A 14321-nucleotide genomic window follows, 5' to 3' on the forward strand; every position below is an offset into this window, starting at 1 on the left:
GATGTGTATAAGAGACAGGTCCTTCTCGCCCTCGCCGATGACCACCACGCCGCGCATCGACACCGTGTTGACCAGCTCACGCATGGCGTCGACGGCCGCGCCGTCGCCGCCCTCCTTGTCGCCGCGCCCCACCCAGCGGCCGGCGGCCATGGCACCGGCCTCGGTCACCCGGACCAGTTCCAGCGCCAGGTTGCGATCCGGGGCCTCACCCCGGGGCCGTCCAGGTGGGCGGTTGCCCTCAACTGTCATGGTTGGTGATTGTCCCAGAAGGGGATCGGTCCGCTGGAACTGGGATACTCGGGGGATGACCGAAGAGCCGTCGCCGAATGCCGAGGTAGCCGGGGAGCCGGCGCCGGCGGCCGGGCCGGCCCGGGGACCCGTCTCGAGGCCGGCCAAACCGCGGTTGCTGCAGGACGGCCGCGACATGTTCTGGTCGCTGATGCCGCTGGTGCTGGGCTGCATCCTGCTGGCCGGCCTGGTGGGCATGTGCTCGTTCCAGCCCGGCAGCCACCGGGGCGCCGTCCCGTCCTACGACGCGGCGGCGGCCCTGCGGGCCGATGCCACGACGCTCGGCTTCCCCATCCGGCTGCCCAAGCTGCCCGCCGGCTGGCAGGCCAACTCCGGCAGCCGCGGCGGCATCCAGGGCGGCCGCGTCGACCCGGCGACCGGTCAACGGCTGAACGCGGCCACCTCGGTCGTCGGCTACCTCAGCCCGACCGGCATGTATCTGAGCCTGACGCAGAGCAACGCCGACGAGGACAAGCTGGTGGGCTCGATCCACGCGTCGGCGTATCCCGCCGGGACGGTCGACGTCGCCGGGACCAGCTGGGTCGTCTACAACGGCACCGGCCAAAGCGGGGCGGACGCCGAGCCGGTGTGGACCACCCGGCTTTCCGGCGGATCCGGGGCCACCCAAATCGCCATAACCGGCGCCGGAAACACCGACCAATTCCGTACGCTGGCTTCGGCGACGCAATCGCAACCGCCGTTACCCGCGCGCTGAAGGAAGGCCGAGCGTGACTGCACCCCAGGCGGATCTGTCCGGATGGTCGGCCGCGCCGTTCACCGGTGGCGGCTACACCCATGACGTCTACCGCAAGGGCAGCGGCCCCGGGGTGGTGCTGATTCCCGAGATACCCGGGATCCATCCCGGTGTGCTGGCCCTGGGCAATCACCTGGTGGACAACGGCTTCACCGTCGCCATGCCGTCGCTGTTCGGTGAGCCGGGCAAGCCGAAGACGGTCGGCTACATCGCCGCCACCATCAGCCGGGCTTGCGTGGCAAGGGAATTCGCGGCGTTTGCGACCAACAAACAGCGGCCGGTGTCGTTGTTCCTGCGCGCGCTGGCACGCGACCTCAACGCGTCGACGCCGGGCAAGGGCGTGGGCGTGATCGGCCAATGCTTCACGGGCGGTTTCGCGTTGGCCGCCGCGGTCGACGACAGCGTGCTGGCCCCGGTGCTGTCGCAGCCGTCGGTGCCGCTGCCGCTGGGCCGTGCCCGGCGCCGCGACCCGGGCCTGAGCGAGTCCGAGCTGAACGCGGTGGCCGCGCGCGCCGCGAACGACGGCCTGTGCGCGATGGGCCTGCGGTTCAGCGAGGACCTGGCCGTGCCGGCCGAACGGTTCGCGGCGCTCAAGGAGCGGCTGGGCGACGCGTTCGAGGTGATCGAAATCGATTCGCGGCCCGGCAACGAATACGGCTTCGGCAAGACGGCGCATTCGGTGCTGACCGACGAGGTCCGCGAAGTCGACGGCCAGCCGGCTTACGAGGCCCGCAAGCGGGTAGTCGAGTTCCTCACCCAGCGTCTTGGTTGACCGGGCATGACGACGACGATCAACGACCGGGTGGTCGAGACCGCGTTCGGCCCCGTCCGCGGCACGGACGACGGGCGCGTCAGCGCGTGGAAGGGCATTCGGTACGCCGCCGCGCCCGTCGGCGACCTGCGTTTCCGGGCGCCGCAGCCGCCCGAGCGGTGGACCAAGGTCGCCGACGCCACCCGCTACGGTCCGGCCTGCCCGCAGCCGGTCTTCCCCAACATGCCGCTCGACCTGGGCGCGCCGCAGGGCGAAGACTGCCTGCGGCTGAACGTCTGGGCGCCGTCCGGCACGCATGCCGGTGATGGCAAACCCGTGATGGTATGGCTGCACGGCGGCGCCTACGTCCTGGGATCCGGCAGCCAGGCGCTGTACGACGGGCGGCGGCTGGTCGGCACCGGGGAGGTCATCGTGGTCACGGTGAATTATCGGGTGGGAGCGCTCGGTTTCATGGACCTGTCGTCGTTTTCGACGTCGCGGCGGCGGTTCGACTCCAATGTCGGGTTGCGCGATGTGCTGGCGGCACTGAGCTGGGTGCGCGACAACATCGCGGCATTCGGCGGCGATCCCCGCAACGTGACGCTGTTCGGCGAATCGGCGGGTGCTGGGATTGTGACGACCCTGCTTGCCAGCCCGTCCGCTGACGGACTCTTCGCCCGCGCGATCGCCCAAAGTTCGCCGGCCACATCGGTATACGATCGGCGCAGGGCTGAGCGCGTCGCCGAAACCGTCCTCGACAGGCTTGACGTCGACGCGGACCGACTGCCCGACGTACCGACCGCGGTGCTGCTCGCCGCGTCTCAAGAGGTCTTCGACGAAGTGCCCGTGCGTAATCCAGGGCTGCTCGCGTTCGTCCCGATCATCGACGGCGAGCTGCTGGACGACTACCCGGTCAAGCGCGTGCAGGAGGGCCGTTCGCTGCCGGTCCCGTTGATCATCGGGACCAACAAGCACGAGGCGGCGCTCTTCCGGTTGATGCGTTCGCGGCTGATGCCGATCACGCCCCGCGCGATCACGTCGATGTTCGATCAGATCGCCGCCGAACAACCGGACCTGCAATTGCCCACCGACGAACAGATCGGATCGACGTATTCGGGGTTGCGGCGCAGGGCTAGAAGCCTGAGCATCGCAACCGATGTCGGATTCCGGATGCCTTCGGTCTGGCTGGCCGAGGGCCACGCCCGGGTGGCGCCGGTGTACCTGTACCGGTTCGATTATGCGACCCCGCTGCTGAAGCTGCTGCTGGTCAACGCCGCGCACGCCACCGAATTGCCTTACGTCTGGGGCAATCTCGGAATGCCGAAGGATCCGACGTTGAAGCTGGGCGGCGCCAAGACCGCCACGGCGGTCTCCAAGAGGATGCGGACGCGGTGGATCAACTTCGCCGCGCGGTCAAAGCCCGCGGGCCCGGACGGCGAACCGGACTGGCGTCCCTACCGGGAGGCGGATCGCGCGTGCCTGATCATCGACAAGCGCGACGCCGTCGCGAGCGACGTCGATGCGAACATCCGCGCGGCCTGGGGTAGCGAGATGGTGGGCTTCCGCTAGCGCGGGCCCTACTCGGCGACTGACGGCGCGGCGCCCGAATTCGCCCGCCGGCGAAGCCAATTGCGGCGCACGGGCTGCTCGTCCTGGGCGTCGAATTCGGCTCCTCTGAATACGACCAGATACACCTCGACGGTGGTCACGATCAGGATCATCAACACCGGCCCGATGACGATGCCCCAGGGCCCGAACATGGCGATGCCCGAGAACACCGACAGCAGCATCAGCGCCGGGTTCAGCCGGGCGTCGCGCGGAACCAGGATGGGGCGCAGGAAGTTGTCGATGTTGGTCACGACGACGAGGTGCCAGAGCACGACGAACGCGCCACCGACGATGTTGCCGTAGAGGATCATTCCGATGCCGAAGGGGATGGTCACGATCCCACCGCCCAGCGGAATGATCGACAACGCCGTCAGCAGCACGGCGAAAATGAAGAAGCCGTGGTGAAATCCCGCGACATAGATGGACGCGGCGCCCGCGACACCCTGACACAGCGCTATCACGAATTGGCCGCTGACGGTGCCGCGCACCATCGCTCCGGCCTTGCGCAGGTAGAGGTCCGTGACCTCGTCGCCGAGCGGGTTGAGGTCGGCGACCAGCTTTCGGATCCGCTCGCGGTGCACCAGCAGCGCGACGAACACGTACAGGAAGATGATGGCCGACGTCACGGCGCCCGCGACGCCGCCGAGTGCGCCCTGCAAGAAATGCAGGGCCCATTGACCGACATTGCGACCCACGGTGACCATCGCCTTGCGCAGCGAGTCCGAGGTTACGGTGATGTGCGCGAAGGGAAGTCGAGACAGCAGCTCGTTCACCGCGTGCAGGGTGCGGTCGCCGAGCCCGCTCAGGTCCGTCGTCTTCACCCACTCGGTGATGCTGTCGATCATGCGGGAGATTTGGACGATCGCCAGGACCACCAGGAGCGTGACCGGCACGATGACGACCGCGAGCGCGGACAACAGGGTGCAGGTCACCGCCAGGGGAGCGCCCATGCGCCGGCCGAACCAGTTGAACAGCGGCGTGAACAGGTAGGCGCCGACCGCGGCCACGACAATCAGCACGAAGTAGTCGCGCAAGAAGTACGCACCGAAGAGCAGGGCGATCGCGGTCAGCACCGCGAGCGCGCGCTTCTGGTTGAGCGTGAATTCGGTGTCCACCGGACCGCCCTCCGCGTCGTCGCCGCTGAGGGAACCTTAGCCCCGGCCCGGTGTTTTCGTCAGCGACCCGCGGGCGGGCTACTTCCCCCCGCCGGCCGGCGCGGGCGAGCCCGCCTGCGCCTGGCTCTTCATCCGCTGGAACATGTCGACGTAATACGGCAGGCATTCCGACATGGCACGTTCGGTGGTGTACGGGGGCTCGTATCCGAGGTCGCGGCGCGCCTTGGCGATCGAGAAGTAATTGTCCAGATAGAGCCGCTCGACGGCGAGCGGCTCGAGCAGGGGCGCGGGGATGCCGAAGCGGAAATGCAGCCGCTGCCAACCGGTCATCGCCGCGCGGACCATCGGGCCGTTGATTCGCACCCGGGGCCAGTTCACGCCGCAGGCCTCGACCACGGGCCGGGCGAACTCGAACATGTTGATCGGGTCGTCGTCGTTGATGAAATAGGCCTGGCCGGGCGCGGTGCCGCCGGGGACCAGGTGCTGAGCGGCGAGGATGAAACCGTGAATCAGGTTGTGCACGTACGAGTTGTCCAGCTTCGCCGACTTCCGGCCGATCAGCACCTTGACGTGCCCGGCGATCACGCTTTCGAACAGCTTGCGGAACATCGTCTGATCGCCGCGGCCCCAGATGCCACTGGGCCGGATCGCGCAGGTGAGCATGCCGCCAACACCGTTCTGCGACAAGACGAATCGCTCGGCGACGACCTTCGTTTCGGTGTAGAGGTCGTTGAACCGGGTGGTGTAGGGCAGCGTCTCGTCCCCGCCGGGGATGTTCTGGCCGCCCATCACCACGCTGTTGGAGGACGTGTAGACGAAGCGCTTCACCCCGGCCGCCTGCCCGGCGTGCACCAGGTTCTCGGTGCCGCCGACGTTGACACCGAAGCTGCGTTGCCGGTACGCCTCGGTCACCGATGCGCCGCCCATCAGCTCGATGATCGCCGCGGTGTGGAAGACCGTGTCGATGCCGTCGACCGCCCGGGCGCAGACGGTCGTGTCGGTGATGTCCCCCTCGAGCACCTCGAGTTGCGGGTGCTCCGCCAGCGGGGACGGCGCGCGGTCGAACGAACGCACCTGGTGGCCGCGGTCCAGCAGGGTGCTGACGAGGTTGGCGCCGACGAACCCGGAGCCGCCGGTGACCAGGACGCGGCCGAGTTCGGTGGTCAGTGATGCATCAGCCATGCGCCGAATCCTAACTGAAACGTGTTCCAATTCGAAAGAAAGTCACCCATGCGCTTGTGCGAGGTGGCCGAAATCAGGGCTCGTCGGCCTGGCCGGCCGCCAGCGCGTCCTCGATGCGCTTGCGGGCTCCAGCTAAATGCTCCTCACACATTTTTGCCAGCTGTTCGCCCCTTTCCCAGAGCTCCAGCGACTCATCGAGGTCGAGCCCACCCTGTTCCAGCAGGCGCACCACTTCGATCAGCTCGTCGCGGCACGCCTCATAACCGAGTTCACTAATGGGCGTAATCGACTTGTCCTCTTCGCTAGGCGCCATCGGTCCGTCCCTCGCTCACCGCGGCGATCGCGCCGTCGGCAACCCGCACCCGCAACCGGCGGCCGGCGGGCGCGTCGCTCACCGACCGCAGCACCGCCGGCGCCCCGGTGTCGGGCACCGCCTGGACCACCGCGTAGCCGCGGGCCAGTGTGGCCGCCGGGCCCAGCGTCGCCAGCCGCGCGCTCAGGTGGCCGACGCGCTCGGTCTCGGCGGCGGTCAGGCGGGTGACGTCGCGGCGAATCGCCGACCGCGCGCGGTGAATCTCGTCCGCGCGCGCCGTCAGGGCCGCCAGCGGCTCGGCGAGCACCGGTCGGCTGCGGATCTGCGCCAGCGCGCGTTGTTCGCGAGACACCCAGCTGCGCAGCGCCTGCGCGCTGCGCCGGCGCAGGTCAGCGACGAGGCGCTGCTCGGCGGCGGTGTCGGGCACCACCTTCTTGGCGGCGTCGGTGGGGGTGGCGGCGCGCAGGTCGGCCACCAGGTCGCACAGCGGGTTGTCGGGTTCGTGACCGACCGCGCTGACCACCGGCGTGCGGCAGGCCGCGATCGCGCGGCACAGCGTCTCGTCGGAAAACGGCAACAGGTCCTCGACGCTGCCGCCGCCGCGGGCCACCACGATGACGTCGACCTCGCCGTGGCGGTCCAGTTCGTACAGCGCCTCGACGATCTGCGCCACCGCGTTGGGCCCCTGGACCGCGGTGTTGCGCACGGCGAACCTTACGCCGGGCCAGCGTCCGGTGGCCACCGTCGTCACGTCGCGTTCGGCGGCGCTGGCCCGGCCCGTGATGAGGCCGATCATGTTGGGCAGGAACGGGATTGGCCGCTTGAGCCGCGGATCGAAGAGCCCTTCGGCGTCCAACAGCCGGCGCAACCGATCGATCCGTGCCAGCAGCTCGCCCACGCCGACGGCGCGAATCTCGGACAGGCGCAACGAGAACGTGCCGCGACCGGTGTAAAACGACGGCTTGCCGCAGACCACCACCTGCGTGCCCTCGGCCAGCTTCACCGGCGCGTTGGCCACCAGGTCACGCGAGCACGTCACGGTCAGCGACATGTCGGCGGCCGGGTCGCGCAGCACCATGAACACCGTCTTGGAGTCGGGGCGCGCGCTGATCTGGGCCAGCTGGCCCTCCACCCATACCGTGCCGAGTTTGTCGATCCAGCCCGCGACTCGAATTGCCACCGCGCGCACCGGAAATGGGTTCTCGGCGGAGTTGGGTTCGGACTGTGCGGCCGGGGTCACTTCGCGTTCGCGCGGGTGATCCTGTTGGCGAGCAGCGTCTGGAACGGCGCGCGCGCCTTGGTGGCCTGCTCGTAGGCCAGCAGGGCTTCGAGTTCGTCGACGCTCAGCGATTGCAGGCGGGCCCGCAGCTGCGCCAGCGTCAGCGTCGCGTAGTCCAGCTCGGCCACCACCGACGGCTGCGGAACCGAGGGCGCGTCCGAGGACTTCCTGCCCTGCTTCAACGGGGCGGCATCGGAGGCGGCGTCGGCGAGCGTGTACAACGCGAACCGCCCCTCGGTGCGGCGGTCGCCGTCGCCGTTGCCGTTCTCGGCGGGGCCGGGCGCGTCGACGGCGTCGGGCAGGTCCTCGTCGAACGTCGCCCATTCCGGCTGCTCGTCCTTGGGCGGGAAGATGTTCTCCAGGGTGCTGTCGCCCTTGATCGCCAACTCGGCGAGATTCTGCTGAAATCGCATCACAAGGTGGGCCGCCTGACTGGCTAAGGTCATGGGGTACATCAGGATGGTTTTCGGCAGCTTCATGGTCTCCTCGACGGCGACTGTCGCCGCGCCGACCAATAGTCGAACTCCATACGGTGCAGTGGCCATGGGTCCAAGATTGCCCTACGCGACGGCTAACTCCAAGCCCGCCCGCGCGAGTTGGCAAGCCCGCGGCGGCAGAACGTACCCTGGTGTCATGCCGCCGACTGTCGACATGGGAATTCCCGGCGCGTCCAGCTCGGTAGCCAGCGATCCAGCCCGCAAGCGAGTGCTTCTGGCCGAGCCGCGTGGTTACTGCGCGGGCGTGGATAGGGCCGTCGAGACGGTCGAACGCGCGCTGGAAAAGCACGGCCCGCCGGTGTACGTGCGTCACGAGATCGTGCACAACCGGCACGTGGTGAACACGCTGGAAAAGGCCGGTGCCGTGTTCGTCGAGGAGACCGACGAGGTGCCCGAGGGCTCCATCGTGGTGTTCTCCGCACACGGGGTCGCGCCGACGGTGTACGCCGCGGCCGCCGAACGCAACCTGCACACCATCGACGCCACCTGCCCGCTGGTGACCAAGGTGCACAACGAGGCCAGGCGGTTCGCGCGCAACGACTACGACATCCTGCTGATCGGCCACGAGGGGCACGAGGAGGTCATCGGGACCTCCGGCGAGGCGCCCGACCACGTGCAGCTGGTCGACGGGGTCGCGGCCGTCGACAATGTGACGGTCCGAGACGAGAACAAGGTGGTCTGGTTGTCGCAGACCACGCTGTCGGTCGACGAGACCATGGAAATCGTCGAGCGGCTGCGGCAACGGTTCCCGAAGCTGCAGGACCCACCCAGCGACGACATTTGTTACGCGACCCAGAACCGCCAGGTTGCCGTCAAGGCCATGGCGCCCGAATGCCAGCTGGTGATCGTCGTCGGGTCCCGGAATTCGTCGAACTCGGTGCGGCTGGTCGAGGTGGCGCTGGGCGGCGGCGCCGCGGCCGCCCACCTGGTCGACTGGGCCGACGACATCGACCCCGCCTGGTTGGAGGGTGTGACCACCGTGGGCGTGACCTCCGGCGCATCCGTGCCCGAGGTGTTGGTGCGCGGTGTGCTCGAGCGGCTGGCCGACTGCGGCTACGACGTGGTGCAGCCGGTCACCACGGCGCAGGAAACCCTGGTGTTCGCGCTGCCGCGCGAGATCCGGTCACTTATCTGACCGGACGGCGCTCAGCCGTCGTATTCCCATTCCGTCGGGGGCCGCTGCGGCCGGCCATACGTCCGGGAGCGGTCGCGCTGCTCGTCGGACGCGCCGGCATCCCGGTAGCGGACCTGAGAGATCGGGTGATGGGTGCCGTTGTTGCCGGTTGGGGCGGGCCGCCGGCGCCTCGGCTCGTAGGTCGGCTCGTAGCGGTCGTAACTGTCGTAACGGCTGGGCGGCGGGTCGTAGGAGTCGCCGTAGCGGTCCCCGCCGTCGAAACGGCTGCCCCGCGGCCTGGGCTGGTCGTTGTAGGGCCGCTCGTATGGGCTGCGGCGGGTGCGCGGCTCGCGGCGGCCCTCCCGGGGAGATTGGCCGCGCGGGTCCGGGTCGCCCTCCGGCCGGGGTCGGCGCCGCGACCGGCGGGGCGGCTCGGCGGCGTCGTAGTCCCGGGCGGTCGCCGAGCTTCTGCGCTTCGAGCGGCGCTCGCCCGGCTCACCCGTGTCGTCCAGCGGCTCCCGGGTGCGCCGGGAATGGGTCCGCGCGGAGCGGGCCGCGGTTCGATCGCCGTTGGCCGTCCGGCGGGTCCGCGCGGAGGACTTGCCGCCGCGGCCGCGTCGCTCCTTCGCGGGGGCGTCGACGTCGTCTTCGTCGGGCTGCAGCTTCGCCCGCAGCTTGGCGACGATGCCGCCGAGTGTGGCCTGGCGTTCGGCGGGCTCCGCGTCGTCGGGGGTGTTCGTCGTCGCGGTCGTCCGTTGCGACATGCCGAAGTACCACCGGACCAGCCCGATCAGCAGCACCACGCCGGCCGTGCCCAGCATCAGCGGGAAGCGCTCGATGAGGGGATAGCCGCAGTTGATCAGCAGGTCCTTGACATGGCCGACCTTGCCGTCGTGGAACAACCAGTAGGCGCCGGGCACCGCGCCGAACAGGATCAACGGGGGTTGGATGATCGCGGTGAACAACCCGTCCTGGCGCACCGCGAGCACCGCCGCCACGCAGCCGGCTATATAGAAGCCGGCGAAGACGTGGGTCAGCTCCTTGTGGCCGGCGTCAATCCCGTACCCGATGGCGGTGGCGGTAACGGCGAGGAGCAGGGCGGCGTACCACGGCACACCTGGGATATCTGGGTGAATCGAGCGGTGGGAGGCGTCCACCTTCGACGTTGCCCGCTGTCCTGACACATGTAGACCGTACCGGCAATGGGCCGAAAGGCCCGTAAATGCCTCGTCGGGATGCCGGGCGTGCCATGCCCCGGAGCCGGAGGGGCGGCGCCCCCGCCGACCCCTAGACTTGAGTCCCTGTGAGCCTGAGCCTGGGAATCGTGGGTCTGCCCAATGTGGGTAAGTCGACGCTGTTCAACGCCCTGACCCGCAACGACGTGCTGGCGGCCAACTACCCGTTCGCGACTATCGAGCCGAACGAGGGCGTCGTTCCGCTGCCCGATCCGCGACTGGACAAGCTCGCCGAGCTGTTCGCGTCGCAGCGCACCGTCCCGGCGCCGGTGACGTTCGTGGACATCGCCGGCCTGGTCAAGGGCGCGTCCGAGGGGGCCGGCCTCGGCAACAAGTTCCTGGCCCACATCCGCGAATGCGACGCCATCTGCCAGGTGGTCCGGGTGTTCTCCGACGACGACGTGACGCATGTGGCCGGTGAGGTGGATCCCCGCTCCGATATCGAGGTCGTGGAGACCGAGCTGATCCTGGCCGACCTGCAGACCCTGGAGCGCGCGCTGCCGCGGCTGGAGAAGGAGGCTCGCACCAACAAGGAGCGCAGGCCGGTGTACGACGCGGCGGCCGCCGCCCAGGAAACCTTGAACGGCGGCAAGACGCTGTTCGGCGCCGGGGTGGACGCCTCCCTGCTGCGTGAGCTGAACCTGTTGACCACCAAGCCTTTTCTGTATGTCTTCAATGCCGACGAGGCGGTGCTGACCGACGCGGCGCGCATCGCCGAGCTGCGTGAACTTGTGGCGCCGGCCGACGCGGTGTTCCTCGACGCGGCCATCGAGGCGGAGCTGAACGAGCTCGACGACGAGTCGGCGGCCGAACTGCTGGAGTCGATCGGGCAGACCGAACGCGGCCTGGATGCGTTGGCGCGCGCGGGTTTTCACACCCTGAAGCTGCAGACGTTTTTGACGGCCGGTCCGAAAGAGGCGCGCGCCTGGGTGATTCACCAGGGCGATACCGCACCCAAGGCCGCCGGGGTGATCCACACCGATTTCGAGAAGGGCTTCATCAAGGCCGAGATCGTCTCCTACGACGACCTGATCGCCGCGGGCTCCATGGCGGCGGCCAAGGCGGCCGGCAAGGTCCGGATGGAGGGCAAGGACTACGTCATGGCCGACGGCGACGTCGTCGAGTTCCGCTTCAATGTCTAGGGCTCGATGACTTCTGCTCATCGCGCAGGTCTTTAATACCGTGGGAACCCTCTGTTACACCGCGACGGTGTCTCTCGACGGCTACGCTGCCGACGGCAGCGGCGACTTCCAGTGGTCGGCCCCGAGTGATCCGGTGTTCGCCGCCCATATCGACCGCATGGCTGAGGTGTCGACCGAAGTGTTGGGGCGGAAGACTTTCGCGCTGATGCAGTACTGGGAGACCGATCCGGAGGACGAAGAGTGGGGCGCGGCGGAGCGGGAGTTCGCCCAGCGCTGGCGGTGCATCCACAAAGTGGTGGTTTCGTCGACGCTGACGCGCGAGGAGATCGACTCGGACCGCGTTCGTCTGGTACCCGAACTGCGCTTGGCCGAATTGAAGCGGATCGTCGCGCAGGCCGAGGGCATAGTCGAGATCTTCGGACCCACCACCGCGGCCGCCGCGATCCGAGCTGGCCTGATCGACGAGTTCCAGTTCTTCGTGGTGCCGAAGATGGTGGGCGCAGGCCTACGTGCCCTACCCGACGGCGTGCGCCAGGATCTGAGTCTCGCCGCGCACAGCGTGTTCAACGACGGCACCGCTCACCTGCGATTCCTGTCTCGCCGAGACGTTGCTCGGTGACGGCACGCGGTGGAGTTCCGCTTCAACGTGTAGTCAACCGGCGAAGCAGGGCTTCCAAACTGGACAGGTGTCCAGCTATCGTGGCCATCATGTTGCCGGAAACGGAGATGGGTAGAGATGAGCAAGGTCCCTAGTCGGGAGGCTCGCTTGGCGCACGCTGCCAAGCACGCCGAGCTGTGGAATGCGGGCAAGAAGGACGAGTGGGTGGCGTCGTGGCGCACCATCTGTCCCGGCGAGGTTCGCATGTTCGACCCGGTCGGCACCGAGGAGAAACACGGCTTCGAAACCGCCACGTCGGATGCTTTTGACATGTTTCAGTCAATCCTCAAGATCAAGATGATCACGGTTCAGGTCAATGGGAACGAGATGGCATGGGTGTGCGAGAACCACTTCGGCATGGAGCCGAACGTTGGGGTTGCACACAGTATCGAGACCTTCGCGTGGGACGACGACGGCAACCTGCTCATCAAGACGTACTATCCGATGCCGGAATCCGTTGGGGCCGAAGCGGACCCGTACGCCCACCTGCTCGAAGGACAGCAGTAGTCGCATTGGCCGACGGCGGCGTGGTCGAGTTCCGGTTCACCGTCTAGTCGCATTCCGCTTCAGCGTCGGCTGTCGACGGCCGTCTTCGTCTCCGACGATGAAGTCGATGATCGGGGGGGCGATCCCAGGGGTGTCGGAGGCAAGTCATGGATGAATACACCGAGCCGCACTGGGGCGCAGCGGCGCTCGTGGTGATCGACCTCCAGCGGGATTTCCTCGATGACGGTCGGGTTTCTTCGATTACTGTCTGGCGCACAACGCTTTCGGCATCAGCGGCGAAGCAGTGAGTGGGCCCCATGTTGCGGGGGGCCGGAAGCCCGGCCCGGCGCTAGCGCGGTTTCAGGCGAAAGATCGGGATGTCGCGGCCCGCGGGCGCCGCCTTGTCCCGGTAATGGGCGTAGCCGGAGTAGATCCGGTTGGCCAATTCGAACAGTCGGGCGTACTCGTCGGGATCGGCGACCTGCTGGGCGGTGAACGGCTCGCCGCCGAACTCGCAGTCCGGATGCGCCTTCAAATTGTGGTACCACTGCGGGTGTTTGGTGCCGCCGAAGTTCGAGGCCACCAGGATGACGTCGGGCCCGTCATGGAAGTAGGTGAGTTGCACCTCGCGCTTCTGGCCGGACTTGGCGCCCGTGGTGACAAGCGGCGCGTTGATGATCGCACCCATGTTGACCCGCCCCCCGGTGAGACGAAACAGGTACGGATCGGTATGGCGCGCGATGTGACGGGCCATGAACTGCCCCGCTCGCGAACGTCCGAATCGAACACTGGCCCGATACAACGCGCCCCGTCGCTTATGCGGGTCCACGTACCGCAGCGGCATATCCCGACAATACGTGCGGGGCATCGATGCAGACTTTGGGGCTTGCCTGGATTCCCGTCCGGGGAAATGCTTTAGGGATGGTGGAACGATTGCGGCCGCGGGTCCGGCGATTCGCGGGCACTTTGATGGGCTGCGCGTTGGCGCTGTCCGGCCTGGGGCTGGCCGGCGGCCCGGCCCACGCGGCCCCGACCTCACACTGGTGCCCCGGAAATCCATGGGACCCGAGTTGGGGCACCGTCTACAACTGGGACTGGAATCAATGCCACGACTGGCAGGGACCGGCGGGCCAGAGCTTCCCGGCAGGTGCGGGCCCCTGGGGGCCGACGCCCTTCTGGGCGCCGCCGCCGCCACCCCCACCCTCGTGGGCGCCCGGGGCCAAGTTGATGTGGAACCCCACCGGCGCCGGCAATTGGGGATTCTGGAACCACGGGATCTGGACGCCGGTTTAATCGGGCCCCGGTCCTTGTCGGGGGTGGTTCGTAGCATGCTCTCGTCGCCGTTCACACACCGTCGCGGCAGTCAGGAGGGCACCATGAAGTTCGTTTCCAGCCGCATCATCACCGCCGACGTCGGCCGACTCGTCGATTTCTACGAGACGATCACCCAGGTTCCAGCGGTATGGGCCAACGAGCTTTTCGCCGAGATTCCGACGCCGGTGGGCACGCTCGCGATCGGCAGCGACAAGACCGTCGCGCTGTTCGCGGCCGGATCGGCCGAGCCGGCGGCCAACCGCAGCGTGATCGTGGAGTTCATGGTCGACGACGTCGACGCGGAATACGAGCGGCTGCACGAGCGCGTCGCCGACGTGGTGACCAAGCCGACCACCATGCCGTGGGGCAATCGGGCACTGCTGCTGCGGGATCCGGACGGAAACCTGGTCAACTTGTTTACTCCCGTCACAGACGAGGCCCGCGCCAAGTTCGGAATCTGACTGGCGCGCAAGCAAATTGTGGTCCGCTCGGACAGCATTGGCCACCTCAGCTCGGGCGCAGTTGCGCTCGGCCGGCGTGGCGGCGTTAGAGTAAGTCGTGGTCACCCTGTCTCTTATACACATC

18 protein-coding genes are annotated in these 14321 nt (G+C 68.0%); 10 read left to right on the plus strand and 8 right to left on the minus strand.

What is annotated here, in order from left to right; genetic code table 11:
* Positions 1–249 (minus strand): fructose-bisphosphatase class II (locus tag WU80_RS25595; protein ID WP_156371812.1); only part of this gene is annotated, 249 nt, incomplete at its 3' end.
* Between the two features lie 55 nt (positions 250–304).
* On the opposite strand from WU80_RS25595, the gene WU80_RS21140 reads away from it, so the two are divergent.
* Genes WU80_RS21140 through WU80_RS21150 form a run of 3 tightly spaced genes read left to right on the plus strand, consistent with a single transcriptional unit; the run spans position 305 to position 3362 of the window.
* The gene (locus WU80_RS21140; RefSeq protein ID WP_055405106.1) at positions 305–1003 is read left to right on the plus strand and encodes a DUF4245 domain-containing protein; all 699 of its coding nucleotides are present in this window, start codon (positions 305–307) and stop codon (positions 1001–1003) included.
* A 13-nt stretch (positions 1004–1016) separates the two neighbouring features.
* On the plus strand, positions 1017–1814 hold the full coding sequence (locus WU80_RS21145) for a dienelactone hydrolase family protein (RefSeq protein WP_055405107.1): 798 nt from the start codon (positions 1017–1019) through the stop codon (positions 1812–1814).
* A 6-nt stretch (positions 1815–1820) separates the two neighbouring features.
* Complete coding sequence (locus WU80_RS21150) at positions 1821–3362, plus strand: carboxylesterase/lipase family protein (protein ID WP_055405108.1); 1542 nt, start codon at positions 1821–1823, stop codon at positions 3360–3362.
* Positions 3363–3370: 8 nt separating this feature from the next.
* On the opposite strand, the gene WU80_RS21155 is transcribed toward WU80_RS21150, so the two are convergent.
* From WU80_RS21155 to WU80_RS21175, 5 genes are all read right to left on the minus strand, one after another.
* On the minus strand, positions 3371–4516 hold the full coding sequence (locus WU80_RS21155) for an AI-2E family transporter (RefSeq protein WP_055405109.1): 1146 nt from the start codon (positions 4514–4516) through the stop codon (positions 3371–3373).
* Positions 4517–4594: 78 nt separating this feature from the next.
* Positions 4595–5698, minus strand: a complete 1104-nt coding sequence (locus tag WU80_RS21160; protein WP_055405110.1) for an NAD-dependent epimerase/dehydratase family protein — start codon at positions 5696–5698, stop codon at positions 4595–4597.
* A 73-nt stretch (positions 5699–5771) separates the two neighbouring features.
* A complete protein-coding gene (locus WU80_RS21165) occupies positions 5772–6011 on the minus strand; it encodes an exodeoxyribonuclease VII small subunit (RefSeq protein WP_055405111.1) in 240 nt (79 codons plus the stop codon).
* Entirely contained in the window at positions 6001–7251 is a 1251-nt protein-coding gene (gene xseA, locus WU80_RS21170; RefSeq protein WP_055405112.1) for an exodeoxyribonuclease VII large subunit, read from the minus strand. Before xseA ends, WU80_RS21165 begins: the two co-directional genes overlap by 11 nt.
* On the minus strand, positions 7248–7835 hold the full coding sequence (locus tag WU80_RS21175) for a lipid droplet-associated protein (RefSeq protein ID WP_055405113.1): 588 nt from the start codon (positions 7833–7835) through the stop codon (positions 7248–7250). The genes xseA and WU80_RS21175 overlap by 4 nt, the downstream gene beginning before the upstream one ends.
* Before the next feature lie 88 nt (positions 7836–7923).
* Here WU80_RS21175 and WU80_RS21180 point away from each other — a divergent pair, with 88 nt between their 5' ends.
* Positions 7924–8922, plus strand: a complete 999-nt coding sequence (locus WU80_RS21180) for a 4-hydroxy-3-methylbut-2-enyl diphosphate reductase (protein WP_055405114.1) — start codon at positions 7924–7926, stop codon at positions 8920–8922.
* Between the two features lie 11 nt (positions 8923–8933).
* Here the strand turns inward: WU80_RS21180 and WU80_RS21185 are convergent, their stop codons facing one another.
* Positions 8934–10085, minus strand: a complete 1152-nt coding sequence (locus WU80_RS21185; protein ID WP_197281317.1) for a DUF6542 domain-containing protein — start codon at positions 10083–10085, stop codon at positions 8934–8936.
* Positions 10086–10204: 119 nt separating this feature from the next.
* Between WU80_RS21185 and ychF the strand changes: the two genes are divergently transcribed.
* The 4 genes from ychF to WU80_RS26470 all read left to right on the plus strand — a co-directional run bounded on the left by ychF (position 10205) and on the right by WU80_RS26470 (position 12730).
* Entirely contained in the window at positions 10205–11278 is a 1074-nt protein-coding gene (gene ychF, locus WU80_RS21190; RefSeq protein ID WP_055405116.1) for a redox-regulated ATPase YchF, read from the plus strand.
* 40 nt (positions 11279–11318) lie between these two features.
* Positions 11319–11897, plus strand: coding sequence for a dihydrofolate reductase family protein (locus WU80_RS21195; RefSeq protein WP_055405117.1), 579 nt, complete (start codon positions 11319–11321; stop codon positions 11895–11897).
* A gap of 147 nt (positions 11898–12044) precedes the next feature.
* The gene (locus WU80_RS21200; RefSeq protein WP_055405118.1) at positions 12045–12443 is read left to right on the plus strand and encodes a hypothetical protein; all 399 of its coding nucleotides are present in this window, start codon (positions 12045–12047) and stop codon (positions 12441–12443) included.
* A gap of 146 nt (positions 12444–12589) precedes the next feature.
* Positions 12590–12730, plus strand: a complete 141-nt coding sequence (locus WU80_RS26470; RefSeq protein WP_231633882.1) for a hypothetical protein — start codon at positions 12590–12592, stop codon at positions 12728–12730.
* Between the two features lie 41 nt (positions 12731–12771).
* Here WU80_RS26470 and WU80_RS21205 read toward each other — a convergent pair whose 3' ends face one another.
* Entirely contained in the window at positions 12772–13266 is a 495-nt protein-coding gene (locus tag WU80_RS21205; protein ID WP_055405119.1) for a nitroreductase family deazaflavin-dependent oxidoreductase, read from the minus strand.
* 77 nt (positions 13267–13343) lie between these two features.
* On the opposite strand from WU80_RS21205, the gene WU80_RS25600 reads away from it, so the two are divergent.
* Both WU80_RS25600 and WU80_RS21210 read left to right on the plus strand, forming a co-directional pair.
* Positions 13344–13715 carry a hypothetical protein gene (locus tag WU80_RS25600; protein ID WP_082459979.1) on the plus strand — a complete coding sequence of 124 codons (372 nt, stop codon included), beginning with the start codon at positions 13344–13346 and terminating at the stop codon, positions 13713–13715.
* Positions 13716–13798: 83 nt separating this feature from the next.
* Positions 13799–14197 (plus strand): VOC family protein, encoded by a 399-nt coding sequence (locus tag WU80_RS21210; protein ID WP_055405120.1) that lies wholly within the window; start codon positions 13799–13801, stop codon positions 14195–14197.
* Positions 14198–14321 lie beyond the last annotated feature (124 nt).

It is taken from the genome of Mycobacterium sp. UM_11 (assembly GCF_001414075.1).
In the GTDB taxonomy this organism is placed as follows: domain Bacteria; phylum Actinomycetota; class Actinomycetes; order Mycobacteriales; family Mycobacteriaceae; genus Mycobacterium.

Excerpts from the sequence above, each read along its gene's own strand:
- WU80_RS21140 (WP_055405106.1), top strand. The coding sequence starts at position 305 with ATGACCGAAGAGCCGTCGCCGAATGCCGAGGTAGCCGGGGAGCCGGCG.
- WU80_RS21150 (WP_055405108.1), top strand. The coding sequence starts at position 1,821 with ATGACGACGACGATCAACGACCGGGTGGTCGAGACCGCGTTCGGCCCC.
- WU80_RS21160 (WP_055405110.1), bottom strand. The coding sequence starts at position 5,698 with ATGGCTGATGCATCACTGACCACCGAACTCGGCCGCGTCCTGGTCACC.
- WU80_RS21165 (WP_055405111.1), bottom strand. The coding sequence starts at position 6,011 with ATGGCGCCTAGCGAAGAGGACAAGTCGATTACGCCCATTAGTGAACTC.
- WU80_RS21175 (WP_055405113.1), bottom strand. The coding sequence starts at position 7,835 with ATGGCCACTGCACCGTATGGAGTTCGACTATTGGTCGGCGCGGCGACA.
- WU80_RS21180 (WP_055405114.1), top strand. The coding sequence starts at position 7,924 with ATGCCGCCGACTGTCGACATGGGAATTCCCGGCGCGTCCAGCTCGGTA.
- WU80_RS26470 (WP_231633882.1), top strand. The coding sequence starts at position 12,590 with ATGGATGAATACACCGAGCCGCACTGGGGCGCAGCGGCGCTCGTGGTG.
- WU80_RS21205 (WP_055405119.1), bottom strand. The coding sequence starts at position 13,266 with ATGCCGCTGCGGTACGTGGACCCGCATAAGCGACGGGGCGCGTTGTAT.
- WU80_RS25600 (WP_082459979.1), top strand. The coding sequence starts at position 13,344 with ATGGTGGAACGATTGCGGCCGCGGGTCCGGCGATTCGCGGGCACTTTG.
- WU80_RS21210 (WP_055405120.1), top strand. The coding sequence starts at position 13,799 with ATGAAGTTCGTTTCCAGCCGCATCATCACCGCCGACGTCGGCCGACTC.